This is a genomic window from Mycobacterium pinniadriaticum, assembly GCF_026242045.1.
Taxonomy (GTDB): domain Bacteria; phylum Actinomycetota; class Actinomycetes; order Mycobacteriales; family Mycobacteriaceae; genus Mycobacterium; species Mycobacterium pinniadriaticum.
The window spans coordinates 66,540-84,480 of the sequence record NZ_JAPJDO010000013.1 but is presented as its reverse complement, the minus strand read 5'-3'; the positions used below and the strand labels follow the sequence as shown (position 1 = coordinate 84,480).

The 17,941-nt window shown below is 67.3% G+C and carries 16 protein-coding genes; 7 read left to right on the top strand and 9 right to left on the bottom strand.

Annotation, left to right across the window (positions count from 1 at the left end):
- Positions 1–5: 5 nt before the first annotated feature.
- Entirely contained in the window at positions 6–1,031 is a 1,026-nt protein-coding gene (locus tag ORI27_RS16510; protein WP_265998026.1) for an alcohol dehydrogenase catalytic domain-containing protein, read from the top strand.
- 7 nt (positions 1,032–1,038) lie between these two features.
- On the opposite strand, the gene ORI27_RS16505 is transcribed toward ORI27_RS16510, so the two are convergent.
- Positions 1,039–2,676 (bottom strand): amidohydrolase, encoded by a 1,638-nt coding sequence (locus ORI27_RS16505; RefSeq protein ID WP_265998027.1) that lies wholly within the window; start codon positions 2,674–2,676, stop codon positions 1,039–1,041.
- A gap of 111 nt (positions 2,677–2,787) precedes the next feature.
- Between ORI27_RS16505 and ORI27_RS16500 the strand changes: the two genes are divergently transcribed.
- From ORI27_RS16500 to ORI27_RS16490, 3 genes are all read left to right on the top strand, one after another.
- The gene (locus ORI27_RS16500; protein WP_265998103.1) at positions 2,788–3,777 is read left to right on the top strand and encodes a glycoside hydrolase family 6 protein; all 990 of its coding nucleotides are present in this window, start codon (positions 2,788–2,790) and stop codon (positions 3,775–3,777) included.
- A gap of 143 nt (positions 3,778–3,920) precedes the next feature.
- Positions 3,921–5,117: an alpha/beta hydrolase gene (locus tag ORI27_RS16495; RefSeq protein WP_265998028.1), complete on the top strand. Its 1,197-nt coding sequence runs from the start codon at positions 3,921–3,923 to the stop codon at positions 5,115–5,117.
- 58 nt (positions 5,118–5,175) lie between these two features.
- Complete coding sequence (locus tag ORI27_RS16490; protein ID WP_265998029.1) at positions 5,176–6,594, top strand: WS/DGAT/MGAT family O-acyltransferase; 1,419 nt, start codon at positions 5,176–5,178, stop codon at positions 6,592–6,594.
- A gap of 167 nt (positions 6,595–6,761) precedes the next feature.
- On the opposite strand, the gene ORI27_RS16485 is transcribed toward ORI27_RS16490, so the two are convergent.
- From ORI27_RS16485 to ORI27_RS16475, 3 genes are read right to left on the bottom strand one after another with little or no spacing between them, the layout of a single operon-like run.
- Complete coding sequence (locus ORI27_RS16485) at positions 6,762–8,048, bottom strand: alpha/beta hydrolase (protein ID WP_265998030.1); 1,287 nt, start codon at positions 8,046–8,048, stop codon at positions 6,762–6,764.
- On the bottom strand, positions 8,017–9,675 hold the full coding sequence (gene fadD12 / locus ORI27_RS16480) for an acyl-CoA ligase FadD12 (RefSeq protein ID WP_265998031.1): 1,659 nt from the start codon (positions 9,673–9,675) through the stop codon (positions 8,017–8,019). Before fadD12 ends, ORI27_RS16485 begins: the two co-directional genes overlap by 32 nt.
- Positions 9,675–10,415, bottom strand: a complete 741-nt coding sequence (locus ORI27_RS16475; protein ID WP_407666335.1) for a 1-acyl-sn-glycerol-3-phosphate acyltransferase — start codon at positions 10,413–10,415, stop codon at positions 9,675–9,677. The genes fadD12 and ORI27_RS16475 overlap by 1 nt, the downstream gene beginning before the upstream one ends.
- Before the next feature lie 155 nt (positions 10,416–10,570).
- Here ORI27_RS16475 and ORI27_RS16470 point away from each other — a divergent pair, with 155 nt between their 5' ends.
- A complete protein-coding gene (locus tag ORI27_RS16470) occupies positions 10,571–11,353 on the top strand; it encodes a crotonase/enoyl-CoA hydratase family protein (protein WP_265998033.1) in 783 nt (260 codons plus the stop codon).
- A 1-nt stretch (position 11,354) separates the two neighbouring features.
- Here the strand turns inward: ORI27_RS16470 and ORI27_RS16465 are convergent, their stop codons facing one another.
- From ORI27_RS16465 to ORI27_RS16455, 3 genes are read right to left on the bottom strand one after another with little or no spacing between them, the layout of a single operon-like run.
- Positions 11,355–12,416: an acyl-CoA dehydrogenase gene (locus ORI27_RS16465; RefSeq protein WP_265998034.1), complete on the bottom strand. Its 1,062-nt coding sequence runs from the start codon at positions 12,414–12,416 to the stop codon at positions 11,355–11,357.
- Positions 12,413–13,612, bottom strand: a complete 1,200-nt coding sequence (locus ORI27_RS16460) for an acyl-CoA dehydrogenase family protein (RefSeq protein WP_265998035.1) — start codon at positions 13,610–13,612, stop codon at positions 12,413–12,415. The genes ORI27_RS16465 and ORI27_RS16460 overlap by 4 nt, the downstream gene beginning before the upstream one ends.
- The gene (locus ORI27_RS16455) at positions 13,609–14,451 is read right to left on the bottom strand and encodes a PaaI family thioesterase (RefSeq protein WP_265998036.1); all 843 of its coding nucleotides are present in this window, start codon (positions 14,449–14,451) and stop codon (positions 13,609–13,611) included. Before ORI27_RS16455 ends, ORI27_RS16460 begins: the two co-directional genes overlap by 4 nt.
- 62 nt (positions 14,452–14,513) lie before the next feature.
- On the opposite strand from ORI27_RS16455, the gene ORI27_RS16450 reads away from it, so the two are divergent.
- The gene (locus ORI27_RS16450) at positions 14,514–15,038 is read left to right on the top strand and encodes a dihydrofolate reductase family protein (protein WP_265998037.1); all 525 of its coding nucleotides are present in this window, start codon (positions 14,514–14,516) and stop codon (positions 15,036–15,038) included.
- Here ORI27_RS16450 and ORI27_RS16445 read toward each other — a convergent pair.
- Both ORI27_RS16445 and ORI27_RS16440 read right to left on the bottom strand, forming a co-directional pair.
- Positions 15,028–15,660 (bottom strand): TetR/AcrR family transcriptional regulator, encoded by a 633-nt coding sequence (locus ORI27_RS16445; RefSeq protein ID WP_265998039.1) that lies wholly within the window; start codon positions 15,658–15,660, stop codon positions 15,028–15,030. The genes ORI27_RS16450 and ORI27_RS16445 overlap by 11 nt on opposite strands.
- Positions 15,661–15,798, bottom strand: a complete 138-nt coding sequence (locus ORI27_RS16440; protein ID WP_265998040.1) for a hypothetical protein — start codon at positions 15,796–15,798, stop codon at positions 15,661–15,663.
- 260 nt (positions 15,799–16,058) lie between these two features.
- Between ORI27_RS16440 and ORI27_RS16435 the strand changes: the two genes are divergently transcribed.
- On the top strand, positions 16,059–17,888 hold the full coding sequence (locus tag ORI27_RS16435; protein WP_265998041.1) for an acyl-CoA dehydrogenase: 1,830 nt from the start codon (positions 16,059–16,061) through the stop codon (positions 17,886–17,888).
- Positions 17,889–17,941: the final 53 nt, after the last annotated feature.

Below are 17,941 nucleotides of genomic sequence, written 5' to 3'. Positions count from 1 at the left end.
CAGCTATGCGTGCGGTTCTCATCGATACACCGGGATCTGTGCGGGTCGACAGCTGGCCGGACCCGGTACTGCCCGGCCCGGCCGGCGCCGTCGTCCAGGTGACGGCGACCGCCATCTGCGGTTCGGACCTGCACTTCTACGAGGGCGACTATCCGCTCTTCGCGCCCGTCTCACTGGGCCACGAGGCCATCGGCACCGTCGTCGAGGCCGGGCCGGAGGTGCACACGGTCAAGGTGGGCGATCAGGTCCTGGTGTCATCGGTGGCCGGCTGTGGAGCCTGCGCCGGCTGCGCGACCAAGGATCCGATCCTGTGCGCATCGGGCCCGCAGATCTTCGGTTCCGGGGTCCTCGGCGGGGCTCAGGCCGAGCTGCTGGCTGTCCCGGCCGCGGACTTCCAGCTGCTGAAGATGCCGGAGAACATCAACACCGAGCAGGCTCTGCTACTCACCGACAATCTGGCCACCGGCTGGGCTGCCGCCAAACGCGCTGACATTCCCGTCGGCGGCACCGCCGTGGTCATCGGTTTGGGCGCGGTCGGTCTGTGCGCGCTGCGCAGTGCGTTGTTCCTCGGTGCGGCAAGAGTTTTCGCGGTGGATCCGGTCGCCGCCCGGCGTGACCGGGCGGAGCGGATGGGCGGGACACCGCTTCCGGCGCCCGCGCTGCAGGCGGTCATGGACGCCACCGGCGGTATCGGTGCCGACTCGGTCATCGACGCCGTCGGCAACGACACGTCGCTGGACGATTCACTGGCCACGGTCCGAGCCGGCGGCACGGTCTCGGTGGTCGGGGTGCACAACCTCAACCCGTATCCGTTCCCCGCGCTGACCGCCCTGCTGCGCAGCCTCACCCTGCGGATGACCACCGCGCCCGTGCAGAGCACCTGGCCGGAACTGATCCCGCTGTTGCAGAACGGCCGCCTCGACGTCGAGGGCATCTTCACCACGACGCTGCCGCTCGAGGCGGCTGCCGAGGGTTACGCCGCGGTCGCGTCGCGCTCCGGGGAGCATGTCAAGGTGCTGCTCACACCCTGATCGCGGGCTACCCGCGGTAGACGGTTTCCCCCTCTTTGATGGTCTCGACCACGCGGATGTCCTTGATCGCGTCGGGGTCGACCGTCAGCGGATTGCCGTCGAGGACGACGAGGTCGGCGAGCTTGCCCGCCTCCAGCGAGCCCTTGGTGTCCGCCTCGCGGTACTGGCGCGCCGCGTTGATGGTGATGGCCTTGAGCGCCTCGAGGGGAGTGACCCGCTGGTCGGCGCCGATGGTTGCGCCGCCGCGCGAGATTCGGTTCACCGCCGTCCACACCACGAACATCTGATCCAGCGGGGTGACGACGAAGTCCGTGTGATTGGTCGGGCGCAGCCCGAGGTCGATCGCCGCGCGCATCGGGGACAGGAAGTCCGCCTGGGTCTTACCGCGCAGTCGCACATGGGCGTCGCCGAAGTAGAAGGTGTGTGGGGTGAAGAACGACGGGATGATCTTGTAGTCGACGTACCGCTGCAGCTGGTCGCGCCGGACGAACTGCGAATGCACCATGACGGTCAGGCGGTCTCGGCCCAAGTCACCGGCGGCAGCGAACTCGTGAGCCGACAACGCGACGTCGATGGCGGCGTCCCCGTTGGCGTGGATATCGAGCGGCAGGCCCAGGTCGTAGACCTGCTTGAACCAGCCGTTGACGGTTTCCTGACTGAAGCCGAGCTCGCCGCACCAATTGTGCTGACCGTCGGGGCCGTCCACCAGATACGGCGTGGTGAAGTAGGCGGTGCGCCCCTGCGGCGAGCCGTCCAGGGTGACCTTGACCCCGCCGAGCTTGACCCGATTGTGGTAACTGCCGAATGTCGCGGGCGGATGACGGTGCAGCACCTCGTCGAGTTCGAGGATGAACGGGTAGGCGACGACATCGATCAACCTCGCGCCACCCTCGGCTGCCCGGTAGATCAACTCGACGTCGGCGGCGTGGGTGGCGCCTTCGTGCGCGGTGGTGATACCCGCCGCCGCATACAGCATCTGACCGGCCTTGCTCCAGGTGATCTCTTGCGACGGTGTCGGTTTGGGCATCGCGGCGAAGATCGGGAGAAACGCTGTCTCCATCACCAATCCGTCGGGCTCGGTGGTGCCCTCCTTGCGGACGATCACCCCGCCCGGCGGTGTCTCGGTGTCGGCGGTGATATCGAACATCCGCATCGCCGCGGAGTTCAGCACCGCGCCGTGCATCGAGACATGACCGACCAGAACGGGGTTGGCACCGAAGTCGACGTCGAGGTCGTCCTTGTGCAGCAGCCGGCCCCCGGGCATCAGGGTGTCGTCGTAGCCGTAGGCGACGATCATCTCGCCCGGTGGTATGCGATGGGAGTCTCGGAACGTCCGCAACGCCGCGACGATGGCGTCGACGTCGGATCCCGGTCCGGCCGGCGGGGCGAAGACGTTCACCTGGTTGGCGACGGTCAGCGAGTTGATGTAGTGGCTGTGCGGATCGAGGAAGCCCGGCAATAAGGTCGCCCCGTCGAGGTCCACCATCCGTGTCGCCGGACCCCGGTGAGCGGGCACCAGATCATCACTTTCGCCCACCGCGGTGATGCGTCCGGCGCGCACGGCCAGCGCGGTCGCGGAGGGATTGTGCTCATCGATCGTGACGATGTCGCCGCCGGTATAGATGACATCGGCATACTCGGTCATCCCGGCCTCCTTGTTGGGTGACCCGAGTCTAGGGGAGTTACGCGGTCCAGACCTCGACGGCGGGTTGACGGTTGGCGTTTATTGACCCCCGGCACTAGTTTTTCTCCGGTGATGTTCTCAGCTGCTGGCGCGGTCGCGCGGTGGATCGCTCCGTTTCTGACGGCCGCGGTCGTCGTCGGCATGGTTCTGTCCGCCGAGCCCGTCGGAGCCGGCCCCGCGATCCGGTTGGCCGACGATGCCAGCCCGGCGGGCGGATCGCCCTTCTACGTCGACCCGAACTCGGCGGCCATGCGCGCCGCGCACGCCAACCCGGACAGCCCGGAATTGGCATACATCGCCAACACGCCACAGGCGTACTGGATCGACAACCGCGTGCCGGCCGCCGCGGTGACCAAATACCTGACCGGAGCCTGGGCCGCGGGCGCCATGCCGATGCTGGCCATCTACTCCCTTCCGCATCGCGACTGCGGCAGCTTCGCATCGGGTGGGTTCGGCTCGGGCGACGCCTACCGCCAGTGGATCGACGGCGTGTCGGCCCAGCTGGGTGGCGGGCCGGCGATGATCGTCCTCGAGCCCGATGCACTCGATATGGCCGACTGCCTATCGGGTGAGGCGCGCCAGGAACGTTTCGACCTGATCCGCTACGCCGTCGATGCGCTGACCCGCGACCCGGCCGCCGCCGTGTACATCGACGCCGGGCATTCGCGCTGGCTGCCCGCCGAGGAAATCGCCAACCGGCTCAATCAGGTCGGCATCGACCGTGCCCGGGGCTTCAGCCTCAACACCTCGAACTTCTTCACCACCGACGAGGAAATCGGTTACGGCGAAGCCGTTTCGGGAATGACCGGCGGCAAGCCCTACGTGATCGACACCTCGCGAAACGGCAATGGTCCGGCCGACGGCGAATTGTATTGGTGCAATCCCAGCGGCCGTGCGCTCGGCGTCCAACCCACCACAGCCACCGGCAACGGCCACATCGACGCGTTCCTGTGGGTCAAACGTCCGGGTGACTCCGACGGATCATGCGGACGCGGCAATCCCGGGCCGGGCCATTTTGTGAATCAGTTCGCTATCGACCTGGCCCGTAACGCTGGTCACTAGAACGCGCGATCGACGCGTGCGGGCAAACGTCGGCGGTGTCGGCTTACGTTGGAGCACCGTGGATCTTCCCCCCACTCAGCAAAGCAGTGAACATTTCAAGGAATTTGTCGTGTACCACCCGTGAAGCGGGGTACGCTCGCGCAATGACGGTACGACCGTGGACGACAGCTCGCTGGCTGATGAAGGCCGGCCCGGCCGACTATCTACTGGCAATGAGCGTGGCGTCGGCTCAGCTGCCGATTATCGGCAAGCATCTTGAGCCGCTGGGCGCTGCGACCGCGATGAGTGTCTGGGGTGCCCGGCAGATGCCCGAGCTCGTCAGTGCGGCCGCGCGTTCGTGGCTGAGCCCCGGTGCGGGCGACGTGCGCAAGACTCAGCGGGAGAGCACGCGCGCGGTGTCGGAGGCCGGGCTGCGCGGCGTCGTCGCTCCTGAAGACCTGCAGATCGAGTGGCCGGCACCGGAGCGGACGCCACCGGTCTTGAACGCCCTGGAACACCGCAAGCACCTGTACCGTTCGTCGGTCCGCTACGGCGACGATCCTTCGCAGCTGCTCGATGTCTGGCGCCGCGAGGATCTGCCCGCCGAGCCCGCCCCCGTGATGGTGTTCCTTCCCGGCGGTGCCTGGGTGCACGGCAGCCGGATTCTGCAGGGGTACGCGCTGATGTCGCATCTGGCCGCCAAGGGCTGGGTGTGCCTGTCGATCGACTACCGGGTCGCACCGCATCACCGGTGGCCGCGGCACATCCACGACGTCAAGGCGGCGATCGCATGGGCTCGCGCCAACGTCGACCGATTCGGGGGCGACCGTAATTTCGTTGCGGTGGCCGGGTGTTCGGCGGGCGGTCACCTCGCCGCTTTGGCGGGGCTGACCATCGACGACGACGAATACCAGGCGCACCTGCCGCACGGCTCGGACACCGCCGTCGACGCGGTCATCGGAATCTACGGCCGCTACGACTGGGAGGATCGTTCCACGCCCGAGCGCACCCGGTTCGTCGATTTCCTTGAGCGGGTGGTCGTCAACAAACGGCAGAGCCGCCACGGCGAGCTGTTCCGCAAGGCTTCGCCGATCGCGCGGATACATCCCGAGGCGCCACCGTTCCTGGTGGTGCACGGCTCCGGTGACAGTGTGATCCCCGTGGAGCAGGCGCGCAGCTTCGTCGAACGGCTGCGTTCGGTGTCCCGTTCGGCGGTCAGCTACGTCGAATTACCCGGTGCCGGACACGGTTTCGACATGACCGACGGCGCGCGCACCGGCTCGGTCGCGACGGCAATCGGGCTGTTCCTCAATCAGATTCACCGCAACCGGAGCGTCATGTCGACCAAAGAGGTGATCTGAGCCCCCACCGGTTGTAGGGTCCCGGCAGGGAGGTGCACCGGGTGAAGAGGGTTCAGCGATGAAACGACTGCGCGGCTGGGATGCGGTGCTGCTGTACAGCGAGGCGCCCAATGTGCACATGCACACCCTCAAGGTGGCGATCATCGAATTGGGGGATCTCGGCGGCCGCAGCTTCGGTGTCGAGGAGTTCAGACAGGTCATCCGGGGCCGGCTCTACAAGCTCGACCCGTTCCGCTATCAATTGGTCAACATTCCGTTCAAGTTCCATCACCCGATGTGGCGGGAGAACTGCGACGTCGACCTCGACTACCACATCCGCCCGTGGCGGGTGCGGGAGCCGGGCGGACGCCGCGAACTCGACGAGGCGATCGGTGAGATCGCCAGCACCCCGTTGGACCGCGACCGTCCGCTGTGGGAGATGTATTTCGTCGAGGGGCTGGCGAACGGCCGCATCGCGGTCGTCGGCAAGATCCATCACGCCCTGGCCGACGGCGTCGCATCCGGCAACCTGATGGCACGCGGGATGGATCTGCAAAGCGGCCCCGACCCGGACCAGGACTTTCCGACCGACCCCGCGCCCACCCGCGGCGAGCTGGTTCGTTCGGCGTTCACCGACCACCTGCGCCAGCTTTCCCGGTTGCCCGGCGTCATGAAGTACACCGCCGACGGAATACGTCGGGTGCGGCGAAGCTCCCGCAAGCTGTCCCCCGAGCTGACCATGCCGTTCACGCCGCCGCCGTCGTTCATCAACCACATGCTCGACCCTCAACGGCGGTTCGCCACCGCAACATTGGCGCTAGCCGAGTTCAAGGAAACCAGCAAGCTGCTGGGTGTGACCATCAACGATCTCGTGCTTGCCACCGCTGCCGGAGCACTGCGCACGCTGCTGTTGCGCTACGACGGCAATGCCGATCATCCGCTGTTGGCTTCGGTGCCGGTGAGCTTCAACTTCGATCCCGACCGGGTGTCGGGCAACTACTTCACCGGCATGATGGTTGCCGTGCCCGTGGAGGTGGCCGATCCGCTGGAGCGGGTGCGTCAGACTCACGACGCCGCGGTGTTGGCCAAGGAGAGTCATCAACTCGTCGGTCCGGAGTTGGTCAGCCGGTGGTCCACATACCTGCCACCCGCGCCGGCTCAAGCCCTGTTCAAGTGGCTGTCCACCAGGGACGGCCAGAACAAGGTCTTGAATCTGCCGATCTCCAATGTGCCCGGCCCCCGGGAACACGGCCGAGTGGGCGGTGCGCTGGTCACCGAGATTTACTCCGTCGGCCCGCTGACCACGGGCAGCGGATTGAACATCACCGTGTGGAGTTACGTGGATCAGCTCAACATCTCGGTGCTCACCGACGGCGACACCGTCGGCGATCCGCACGAAGTCACCGATGCGATGCTCCAGGCCTTCTCGGAAATACGGATCGCGGCAGGGCTTCCCGGTGACCTGGCGGTCGTGGAGGCCGCCATGGCACAGGCCTAGTCTCGTTTCGAATTCCGGCTGCCCACCACCTCCGGCGCGTTGTGGGCACGCTCGATACTTCACGGCTTCGGCGATGAAGAACGACCCGAAGTCGATGACTGATCCGACCGCGGCGGTCGTCAGCGAGGTGTCCTGAGCGAAGTCACCGCCCGAGTCGCCGGATATGTCTACGCACGCACCCCATTGTTCATCCGGCTGGCGTACACCCACGACAGAAACTCCCCGACGGCCTCTGCCGAGTTGTGCGCCCGCGGCGAGGAGAAGATGTCGAACGCGTGCTGGGCTCCGGGCAACTCGGCATAGAGCACCGGCGATTGCGACACCTCCCGCAATTGGCCGACGAATTCGCGTGCTTCGCCGACCGGGATCAGCGAGTCGTGTTCGCCGTGCAGGATGAAGAACGGTGGTGCGTCGGCCCGCAGCCGCCGGATTGGTGAGGCGGCGGTGTAGATCTCCCGGAACCGGCTGAATTGGCGCTTGATCACAAGCCGCTCGAGGTAGCCGATGAACTCTCGGCGGCCTTCGCCGTGGGTGGTGTACCAGTCGTAGCGACCGTACACCGGGACCGCGGCCACCACCGAGGTGTCGGCCTCGGGGAAGCCGGGTTGGTACTCCGGGTCGCCAGCGGTCAGCGCGGCCAGCGCGGCCAGGTGGCCGCCGGCCGAACCCCCGGTGATGGCGACGAAGTCCGGGTCACCGCCGTAGTCGGCGATGTTGTCCTTGACCCACGCCAGCGCGCGCTTGACATCGATGATGTGGTCCGGCCAGGTATGTGTCGGGCTGACACGGTAATTCATCGCCACACAGATCCAGCCGCGGTCGGCGAGGTGACTCATCAACGGGTAGGCCTGCGGGCGGCGCCAGCCGATCGCCCATGCACCGCCGGGCACCTCGAGCAGCACCGGCGCCTTGCCGTCACGCGGCAGGTCGCGGCGACGCCACACATCGGCGAGGTTGGCCCGGCCATGCGGTCCGTAGGTGACGATGTTGCTCTTCTCCACATAGCGCCGTCGCGACCAGGTGGTCCGCCACGCCGTGGGCCGCCCGGACGGGGACGGCGCGCTGGGCAGAGTATCGAGGACGTCGGCGAAATCCTCGCCGAGGCCCTCGACCAGGGCGGCACGCAGCACGGGTCGCGGGGTGGTCACGTTGCGGCGCTGGATCGCCACCAGAATCGGCCAGGACAGAGCCGTCAGGGTCAGAGCCGCGATCCCGCGTCGGCCGCGGAAGTCGCCACGCAGGCCGCGGCGGGCGGCGTCGAGCATCGAGGCGACCAGGTAGAACAGCGGCAGCTCCGAGGTCGGCCAGCCGAACCAGAACACCGCTATGGTGGCGTACCCCCGACGGCCCAGTGGGCGAAACCCGTTGGCGGCATTGGCGAATTCGACCACGGCACGGGCCAGGGGCCGCGGCCGCCGCAGCTTAGCCGCCTGATGTACGAGCGATGAGTTCATTACGCAGGATCTTGCCAGTGCTGCCGCGTGGAAGCTCGGTCAGGATGGTGATATCCCGCGGGACCTTGTAGTTGGCCAGGTTCTCCCGGACGTGGGTCTTGAGGGCATCGGAGTCCGCCGCAGAACCCTCGGCGAGCACCACGAATGCAACCAACCGCTGACCGTACTGTTCGTCGTCGACACCCAGTACGGTGGCCTCGGCCACCTCCGGATGCCCGGTCAGCGTCTTCTCCACCTCGATCGGGTAGACGTTCTCCCCACCGGAGACGATCATCTCGTCGTCGCGGCCCACGACGAACAACCGGCCGGCCTCATCGAGCCGGCCGATGTCTCCCGAGGACATGAAACCCTCGTGGAAGTCCTTGGTGCTGCCGGTGGTGTAGCCGTCGAACTGGGTGGAGTTCTTCACGAAGATGCGGCCGACCTCACCGGTGGGGACCGGGTGGAATTCGTCGTCGTAGATCCGGATCTCGGTGCCGACGGCCGGCTTACCCGCGGTGTCGGGTGCGGCCCGCAGGTCAGCCGGGGTCGCGGTGGCGATCATGCCCGCCTCGGTGGCGTTGTAGTTGTTGTAGATGACGTCGCCGAACTCGTCCATGAACCTGGTGACCACATCGGGCCGCATCCGCGAGCCCGAGCACGCCGCGAACCGTAGTGAGCGACCGCTGTAGCGCTTCCGGACGTCGTCCGGGAGGTCCATGATCCGGTCGAACATCACCGGCACCACACACAATCCGGTGGCCCGGTACTTGTCGACCAGGGCCAGCGTGGCCTCCGGGTCGAACTTGCGGCGGGTCACTACCGTGCAGGCCATCGCCGAGGAGAACACCAGCTGCGAGAAACCCCAGGCGTGGAACATCGGTGCTACCACCACAGTCGTCTCGCCCAGGCGCCACGGTGTGCGGCTCAGGATCGCGACGAGGTTGCTGGCCCCGCCGCCGGGGTGCTTGGCCCCCTTGGGAGTTCCGGTGGTGCCCGAGGTCAGCAGGATGAGCTTGCTCTTGCGGCCGCTCTTGGCGGCCTTCTGCCCCTGATGCGCGGTGATCAGCTTCTCGACGGTGGGTGCATCGGACCCGGGTTCGTCGGTCCAGGCCAGGATGCGGCCGGCCTGCGGACGATCGGCCAGCGCCCGGTCCACCGAGGCGGTGAACTCCTCGTCGTAGATGACGACGTCGGCCTGTTCGCGGTTGACCACCTCGGCCAACGCCGGTCCGGCGAAGGACGTGTTCAGCAGCAGGACATCAGCGCCGATGCGGGTGGCAGCGATCAGCGACTCGACAAAACCGCGGTGGTTGCGGCACATGATGCCGACAACCGCCGGAGCCGCTGGGCCGGCGACATCAGATCGAGCGGTGCCGCTCGGTAAATGCTGCAGCGCGGCGGCCAGCGCATGGGCCCGCTCGTCGAGCTCACGCCAGGTCAGCGTGCCGAGTTCGTCGATCAGGCCGGGGCTGTCGGGGCGGCGGGCGGCCGCGGTGGCGAACCCGGTCGCGATCGTCAGCCCCTCGTCGCGCGCGGCCGCCACCATCCGAACGGTCCGGTCCGGGCGCATCGGGGTCAGGAAGCCGGCCTTGGCCAGCGTGGCGACCGCGTCGCCGATCGATGTCAACCGCGACAGCAGATCCATCAGCCGATCACCGGGAGTCGGCGCTGCGAGGCCAGTTCGTCCAGGGCCTCCTGCATGACGCCGCGTACGTGGGCGTCGACGGCGTCGATGTCGGGATCTTCGCCGAACTGCTCGGTGACGTGGATCGGTTCGAGCACCTGCGTGACGATCTTGGTGGGCAGCGGGACGTTCAGGGGGACGACGGCGCTCAACCCGAACGGGAACCCGACCGAGATGGGCAGGATCTTCGCGCGCAGCAGTTTGTCCAACCGCAGCGCCTTGGCCACGCCGGTGCCGCGGGTGAGAAAGATCTGGCTCTCCTGACCGCCGATGGACACCATGGGCACAATCGGCACCCCGGCGTTGATGGCGGCCTTGACGTAGCCGGTGCGGCCGTCGAAGTCGATCTTGTTCTGCGTCAGGGTCGGCCGGTAGACGTCGTAGTCCCCGCCGGGGAACACCACCACCACGCCACCGGAGCGCAGCGCCTCGTCGGCGTTCTCGTGATTGGCCCGGATGAAGCCGTTGCGCTTGAAGAAGCCGGCCGTCGGCCCGGTCAGCACGAGGTCATGACTCAGCGTGTAGACCGGGCGGTCGTAGCCGAAGTGATCGTAGAAGCCCAGCGCGAACACCGGCACGTCCATCGCGAACAGGCCACCGGAATGGTTGGACACCACCAGGGCACCGCCGGGCGGGAACGACTCCAGCCCGCGGACCTCACTGCGGTGGTAGAGCCGCAGGAATGGGCGCAGCACCCCCATGGTCTTCTCCACCAGGCCCGGGTCCCATTTCGCCGTCTCGGTAGGCGTCGCGTCGCTGGTGCTCACACATCCTCCTAGGAATTGGAACGTGTTCTAGTTTTCGATCGTACCGGGCTCGCGCTGCTCGTCGTACCTCGATAGTTACCATTCCGAACGTGACTGAAAACGCCGTTACCGAAGAGCCCGTCGTTCTCACCGAGCGTCGCGGCCGCATTCTGATCGTCACCATCAACCGGCCGAAGGCCAAGAACGCCGTCAACGCCGCGGTCAGCCAGGGTTTGGCCGCGGCGATGGATGAGCTCGACGATGACGCCGGCCTGTCGGTGGGCATCGTCACCGGGGCCGGCGGCTCATTCTGCGCCGGCATGGACCTCAAGGCCTTCGCCCGCGGCGAGAACGTCATCGTGGAGGGGCGCGGACTGGGCTTCACCGAGCGTCCGCCGCTCAAGCCGCTGATCGCCGCGGTGGAGGGGTATGCCCTGGCGGGCGGGACCGAGGTGGCGTTGGCCACCGACCTGATCGTCGCGGCCAACGACTCCGCCTTCGGCATCCCGGAGGTCAAGCGTGGCCTGGTGGCCGGCGGCGGCGGGCTGCTGCGGCTGCCGCAGCGCATCCCGTACCAGATCGCGATGGAGCTCGCGCTGACCGGTGAGAACCTGTCCGCCGTGCGCGCCCACGAGCTGGGTTTGGTCAACGTACTGGCCGAACCCGGCCACGCGCTGGAAGCCGCTGTCGAACTGGCCGAGCGGATCACCGCCAACGGCCCGCTGGCGGTCGCGGCCACCAAGCGGATCATCACCGAGTCGCGCGCCTGGTCCCCCGAGGAGCAGTGGAAAGAGCAGCTGAAGATCCTGATGCCGGTCTTCGCATCCAAGGACGCCCAGGAGGGCGCGATCGCGTTCGCCGAGAAGCGCGCGCCGAACTGGACGGGCAGCTGAGCTAAACGACGCCCACGATCACATCCCACGGGTCGCCGTCGCGGGCCGCGGCCAACGCAAGCCGGCCCAGCCGGCGGGCGTGCGACGCGGTGTCGCCGAACTCGTCGATCCAGCTGCGGGCCCGCATGGTGACCAGCCACAACCGGTGCTCGGCCGTCACGCCGATCGCACCGTGGAGTTGGTGGGCGGCGGTGACGACCGACGGCACGGCCCGGCCGAGCACGACCTTGGCCACGGTGACGGCGTAGGCGGCCTGGGGGCTGTCGAAGCCATGATCGGCGACGGCGGCGACGGCCAGTTCGGTCGCGGCGCGCGTCCGCTCGACCTCACCGGCCATCGAGGCCAGCGTGTGTTGCACGGACTGGAAGACGCTCAGCGGCCTCCCGAACTGTTCTCGTTCGCGGCAGTGAGTCACCGAGAACTCGACCGCCGCGTCGAGCGCGCCGAGCACCTGGATGCAGCGCGCCCAGGCACCGCGCCGCATCAGCTCCTCGGCCGCGCCGTCGACGGTGACGAACCCTTCGGCAGGTACCCCGATGGCGAACGTGTCGCGCGGTTCACCGCCCAGATTGTGCCCGCCGGTGATCGCCGCGGGGCGGGTGACGGCCACCTGCAGCGCGGGTCCGTCACGCAGGGCCAGCACCACCGCGTCGGCGGCACCGACGTACGGCACACCGGTAACGGTCCCCATCCCGGCCAGGCCGGTCGCGATCGTGAGCGGCTCGTCGTCGGCGACCTCGATCCCGGCCCTGGCCGCCAGCCAGCCGCCCAGCACGTCGGTCTCGGCGAGCGGGACGCTGACCGCATGACGGGCCAGGGCGCGCAGGATCAATGCCAATTCTCGTGGTCCACCACCGGAGTCGGGGTCACTCGTCAACCGGGTCAGCCCGGCGTCCGTCAGGTGCCGCCAGGCGGTGGCGTCGAACCTGTCGGGCAGGCCGCGGTGCCCGATCCGCTCATCGAACGAACGCGCGCCGATGTCCTCGGCCAGCCGCCGCAGGGCAGTGAAATCGTCGGTGCCGCTCATCGGTCCGAAGACCCCGCCGGTCAATGCCCGCGTCATCTCAGCCCCATCCCGCGCGCCACCACGCCGCGCAGCACCTCATTGGTGCCGCCGCGCAGGGTGAACAGCGGCGAATGCAGCCGGGCGATGTCCAGCAGCGCAGCGACTCTCTCGCGGCCCGGAGCCCCGGACGCGACGTAAGTGAACAGATCGGCGGCCAACTCGACCGACTCCTGTTCGAAGCGGGTGCCCAGATCCTTGACCAGAGCCGCCTCGTTCACCGGTGACTGTCCGGCAGCCAACGCCCTGGCCACCGACACCGACAGCTGTCGCAGCGAGATGATCCGGGCCAGCAGGTCGCCGACGGCCGCGGCGGCATGGTCGTCGAGATCGTCCTGGGTGGCCAGTAGCCGCACCAGCGCGGTCAGCAACGGCGCGGTGCTCAAGATGCGTTCAGGACCGCTGCGCTCGAAAGACAACTCGGCGGTGACCTGATGCCAGCCGGCGCCGATCTCGCCCAGCACGTTGGCGTCGCTGACGAACACCTCGTCGAAGGTCACCTCGTTGAAGTGGTGCTCGCCCGACATCATCACGATGGGGCTGATGGTCAGGCCGTCCGGCGGGCAGGAGCGCAGCGACCCGCGATTTGGCTCAGCGTCGGTCGGCACGATGAACTGGCTGAAGCCGGCATGACGTCGCTGCGGGTCCACCGGGCTGGTGCGGGCCAACACCACGATCTGATGAGCCAGATGCGCACCGCTGGTCCATACCTTGGTGCCGGATAACAGCCAGCCGCCGTCGGTCCGGGTGGCCTTGGCGACGGAAGCGGCGAGGTCGGAACCGGCCTGCGGTTCGCTCATACCGATCGCCGAGAAGTACCGCCCCGCAGCGATTCTGGGAAGCAACCGTTGCCGTTGCTCCTCGGTACCGTACGCCAGCAGCCCTGGCGCGACCTGGCGGTCGGCGATCCAGTGCGCGGCCACCGGGGCACCTGCGGCCAGCAGCTCCTCGGTCACCACGTAGCGGTGCAGATGGCTGAGCCCGTGCCCGCCGTATTCCCGCGGAATGGTCAGACCGAGGAAACCGGCATCGCCCAGCCGGGCGCTGAACTCCTCGTCCCAGCTCGACAACCACGCGTCGACGGTCGGCTGCCAACCGAATTCGTCTCGATCGGCAGCCAGGAACGTCCGCACCGAAGCCCGCAGGCCCGCCAGCTCCGGCTCGTTGGCGCACAGCGCCGCGAAATCGTCGCTCACCGGTAGCCCGTGGTCCGCGCGATGATTGCGGTCTTACCGTCGTCGCCGACGGCCTGCGCGTCCCCGACCGCCGAGTTCCGGCCGACCCGCAATGCCGTCCCCTCGTAACGGGATTGAGCGCCGGCGAAGAAGGGTCGCAGAAAATTGACCCGGATCGACGCGGTGCGCAGCGGTTCGGCCTGTTCGTGGTTGATCGCCGCGGAGGCGACGAGTTCCAGTCCGGCACTGCTGACCCCGCCATGCACGATTCCGATCAGGTTGTTGATCATCGGATCCGGGCGCTGCGCCAGCCGGTAGGCGCCGGATTCGACTCTCAGGGGCTCGGTCGCCATCAGGTCGGCCAGCGAGGTCTGCGGCGTGCGAATCAACAAGTCCGGCCCGCGTTGGATGGGGCCGTCGGGCCCGCCGGTGATCGCGACGGTCCGCACCGTGCCACCGCCGATAGTGCTGCCGCGGTGGCTGAGCGTGCAGATGGCCAGCAACGTCGCACCGTGCGGGCCGAGCGGTCGGCTGCTGGCCACCACCGGTTCGTGGGGGGCGGACTGCAAGCTGCCGATCCCGTCGGGGCTGAGCTCGACGGTCAACTCGCTGGATACCGTCCATTGCCCCGATCCGCGGCGGTGGAAGTTCGCCCGGCCGGCGACGTCGTCGACCAGGATGGCCAGCGGTCCGATCGTCGGCATCCCGGTGAACGGGTTGACCAGGTGGCCCACCGGCATCGAGGCCACCACCGTGAACTCGGTGAAGTTCTCATCGAGCGTGGTGATGCCGAACCTGGTCAGGACACTTTCCGGGGTTTCCGGGTCTAGTCCTGCGGCCGATGGGTCGGGCGTCGTCACACCTTGTATTCCAGCATCAGCACAGCGATCCCTGTCGGACGGGCTGACCATACTCAGTTCCCATGGCCACCGTGTACTTCACCGCATCGAGTCTGGACGGGTTCATCGTCGACGATGCGGGCAGCCTGGACTGGCTGACCTCCCGCGCGATCGACGTGAACGAGCCCTTCGGCTACGAGGCGTTCAACACCGGCGTCGGCGCGCTGGTGATGGGGTCGGGGACCTACGAATGGCTGCTGGCCAATCAGCCCGGGGAGTGGATGTACAGCCAGCCGAGTTGGGTGCTCACCCACCGTCCGCAGATCATCGCCGAGGACCATCCGGTGACGGTGTTCAACGGCTCCGTCGCCGACCTGCATCCGCTCTTGGTCGACGCCGCCGGTGAACGTGACGTGTGGGTGGTGGGCGGTGGTGACGTGGCCGCCCAGTTCGTCGCCGCGGGACTGGTCGACGAGGTGATCGTGTCCTATGCGCCGTGCAGCCTGGGCTCAGGCGCGCCGGTGCTGCCGATCCGGTCTGAGTGGGTGTTGGCAGAAACCGGTGTCAACGGCGATTTCGTCTGTGCTCGTTGGCGGTTCAGGGGTTGAGTGACGGCACACCGAACTTCGTCACGAATTCTTTGGCCTTGATCAGGAATTCCAGCTGTGCGGCGACGTCGTGTAGTGGTTGCAGGCTGCGTACCGACCGGCACAGCACGACCGCACCCTCCATCGCAGCCAGAGTGGTGTCGGCGAGTGCGCTGGCGTCGCCAGCCTCGAAGCCGTCCCGCAGGTACGACTCTTTGGCGGCCTCACGCCAGCGGCTGAAGATCTCTGCGGCGACCGAGGTCAGCTGATGCTCGTCCTCGCCGGATCCCACCGCAGCGGCCAGCACGGGGCATCCGGCGGTGTAATCGCTTGTGAGCAAGGCATTTTCCCAGAGCTGGACGAAGCGACGAAGCAACACCGTGGTGCTCTCCTTGGCTGCTTCGTCGAGGCTGGCGCTCATCTCGTAACCGGCGAAGTCCAAGGCCTCACGCAGGATCTGGCTTCGCCCTTCGGGGAAATGGTGATAGACCGAGCCGCGTGGCGCTCCGCTGCGGGCGAGCACCTCGTCGATGGTCACTCCGGCGGCGCCGCGTTCGCGCAGCACCTCGGCGGCGGCCACCAGCATCTTGGTGCGGGTGGACCCGCGAGCTCGGCGGGTGGTACCGGTCGGCGACTGGGTCATTCAGGCGGCGGGGGATTGACGGACATGGCTACCCCGCCATGCCAGCGCACGAGCACCCCGACCGAACAGCTGCCGGCGCTTGTCAGGCACGTGGCGCGTGAACCGGTGGCCGGCGATATTCAGCTCGATCAGCCACATCTTTCTCTCCTTGCAGGGCAGATCTCGAGACCAACTCCATAACTATGCTTACGACCATAAGATTAGAACGCTCTTAGCGCAAGCGATGAGTTGTCGTGAAGGTGAACAGCTGGAGAAGGTGAGTGTTGAGCTGGGCATTCTTCAGGCGCGACAGCAGGAATATGATCTAGGTCATATTCCTGGACGCCGTTCGATCCCCCTGATCAGGCCAGCTAGACGGGCTAGGCTCGGCTCAGTCGGCGATGAGAAGGACGCAAGCGATGAGCCATTACAAGAGCAACGTCCGCGACCTCGAGTTCAATCTGTTCGAGTCGCTCGATCTGGAGAAGGCCCTCGACGACTATCCCGATCTCGACGGGGACTCGGTACGCGAGATGCTGGCCGAGGCCGCCCGCCTGGCCGAGGGCCCGGTCGCGGAATCGTTCGCCGAAACCGACCGGCATCCACCGACGTTCGACCCCGACACGCACGCCGTGTCGTTGCCCGAGCCGTTCAAGAAATCGATGCGGGCCTGGCAGCAGGGGGAGTGGTTCCGCATCGGGCTGGCCGAGGAGGTCGGCGGCGTCCCGGCCCCGGCGATGGTCACCTGGGCGATCGACGAGCTGGTGCTGGGTGCCAACCCGGCGGTGTTCATGTACATGGCCGGCCCGATCATGGCCAACATCCTGTTCCACATCGGCAACGCCCAGCAGCAGCACTGGGCGACCCTGGCCGCTGAACGCAACTGGTGCGCCACGATGGTGTTGACCGAGCCGGATGCCGGTTCCGACGTCGGCGCCGGGCGCACCAAGGCCGTCGACGCCGGTGACGGGACCTGGCACATCGAAGGCGTCAAGCGCTTCATCACCAACGGCGACGCCGACGACTACTTCGAGAACATCCTGCATCTCGTGCTGGCCCGGCCCGAGGGGGCGGGGCCCGGTACGAAGGGGCTGAGTCTGTTCGTGGTCCCCAAGTTCCTGCTCGATCCAGAGACGGGCGCGCCCGGCGACCGCAACGGCGTGTTCGTCACCAATCTCGAGCACAAGATGGGCCTGAAGGCGTCGGCGACCACCGAGCTCAGCCTGGGACTGCACGGAAAGCCCGCGGTGGGCTGGTTGGTGGGTGACGTCCACAACGGCATCGCACAGATGTTCAAGGTCATCGAGTACGCACGGATGTTCGTGGGCACCAAAGCGATTGCCACCCTGTCGACGGGTTATCTCAACGCGCTGGAGTACGCCAAGACCAGGGTGCAGGGTGCCGACATGACGCAGATGACCGACAAGACGGCCCCCCGGGTGACGATCATCCACCACCCCGATGTGCGACGTGCTCTGATGACGCAGAAGGCCTACGCCGAGGGGTTGCGCGCACTCTATCTCTATACCGCCGCGCACCAGGATCCCACCGTGGCGCAGGTGGTTTCGGGCGCCGATGCCTCGATGGCCGAACGCGTCAACGACCTGTTGCTGCCGATCGTGAAAGGGGTCGGTTCGGAGCGGGCATACCAGTGTCTGACCGAGTCGTTGCAGACGTTCGGCGGGTCGGGGTTCCTGCAGGACTATCCGATCGAGCAGTACATCCGCGACGCGAAGATCGACTCGCTCTACGAGGGCACCACCGCGATCCAGGCCCAGGACTTCTTCTTCCGCAAGATCGCCAGGGACCGGGGCGGAGCGCTGGCACACCTCGTCACCCAGATCGAGAAGTTCATCGACAGCCCCGATGCTCGGCCCGAGCTCGCCGCCGGCCGAACATCGCTGGCCGACGCGCTGGACAATGTTCGCGCCGTGGCGGCCACGATGACCGGTTATCTACTCGGGGCCCAGGACGACGCGCGCGAGCTGTACCGGGTGGGCTTGGAGTCGGTGGGGTTCCTGCTCTCGGTCGGCGATCTGCTGATCGGCTGGTTCCTGTTGCGCCAGGCCGAGATTGCGCTGCGGGCACTCGACGGTGATCCCGATCCGCGGGACGAGGCTTTCTACCGCGGCAAGGTCGCGGTGGCGGCCTTCTTCGCCGCCAATGTGCTGCCTCGGCTGGCCGCCGAGCGGCAGATCGCGGAGTCGATGGAACTGACCATCATGGACCTGAGCGAAGAGGCGTTCTAGGCGTCGGTCAAGATGGCGGGGACAACCGGCAGAGACTGAAGAGGAAGTGCCCC

Coding starts and splice junctions, on each gene's coding strand:
- ORI27_RS16505 (WP_265998027.1), bottom strand. CDS start 2,676: ATGACCGAGTATGCCGATGTCATCTATACCGGCGGCGACATCGTCACG.
- ORI27_RS16500 (WP_265998103.1), top strand. CDS start 2,788: ATGTTCTCAGCTGCTGGCGCGGTCGCGCGGTGGATCGCTCCGTTTCTG.
- ORI27_RS16465 (WP_265998034.1), bottom strand. CDS start 12,416: ATGACGCGGGCATTGACCGGCGGGGTCTTCGGACCGATGAGCGGCACC.
- ORI27_RS16445 (WP_265998039.1), bottom strand. CDS start 15,660: ATGACCCAGTCGCCGACCGGTACCACCCGCCGAGCTCGCGGGTCCACC.
- ORI27_RS16510 (WP_265998026.1), top strand. CDS start 6: ATGCGTGCGGTTCTCATCGATACACCGGGATCTGTGCGGGTCGACAGC.
- ORI27_RS16485 (WP_265998030.1), bottom strand. CDS start 8,048: ATGAACTCATCGCTCGTACATCAGGCGGCTAAGCTGCGGCGGCCGCGG.
- ORI27_RS16475 (WP_407666335.1), bottom strand. CDS start 10,415: ATGGGGGTGCTGCGCCCATTCCTGCGGCTCTACCACCGCAGTGAGGTC.
- ORI27_RS16450 (WP_265998037.1), top strand. CDS start 14,514: ATGGCCACCGTGTACTTCACCGCATCGAGTCTGGACGGGTTCATCGTC.
- ORI27_RS16495 (WP_265998028.1), top strand. CDS start 3,921: ATGACGGTACGACCGTGGACGACAGCTCGCTGGCTGATGAAGGCCGGC.
- fadD12 (WP_265998031.1), bottom strand. CDS start 9,675: ATGGATCTGCTGTCGCGGTTGACATCGATCGGCGACGCGGTCGCCACG.
- ORI27_RS16440 (WP_265998040.1), bottom strand. CDS start 15,798: ATGTGGCTGATCGAGCTGAATATCGCCGGCCACCGGTTCACGCGCCAC.
- ORI27_RS16435 (WP_265998041.1), top strand. CDS start 16,059: ATGAGCCATTACAAGAGCAACGTCCGCGACCTCGAGTTCAATCTGTTC.
- ORI27_RS16490 (WP_265998029.1), top strand. CDS start 5,176: ATGAAACGACTGCGCGGCTGGGATGCGGTGCTGCTGTACAGCGAGGCG.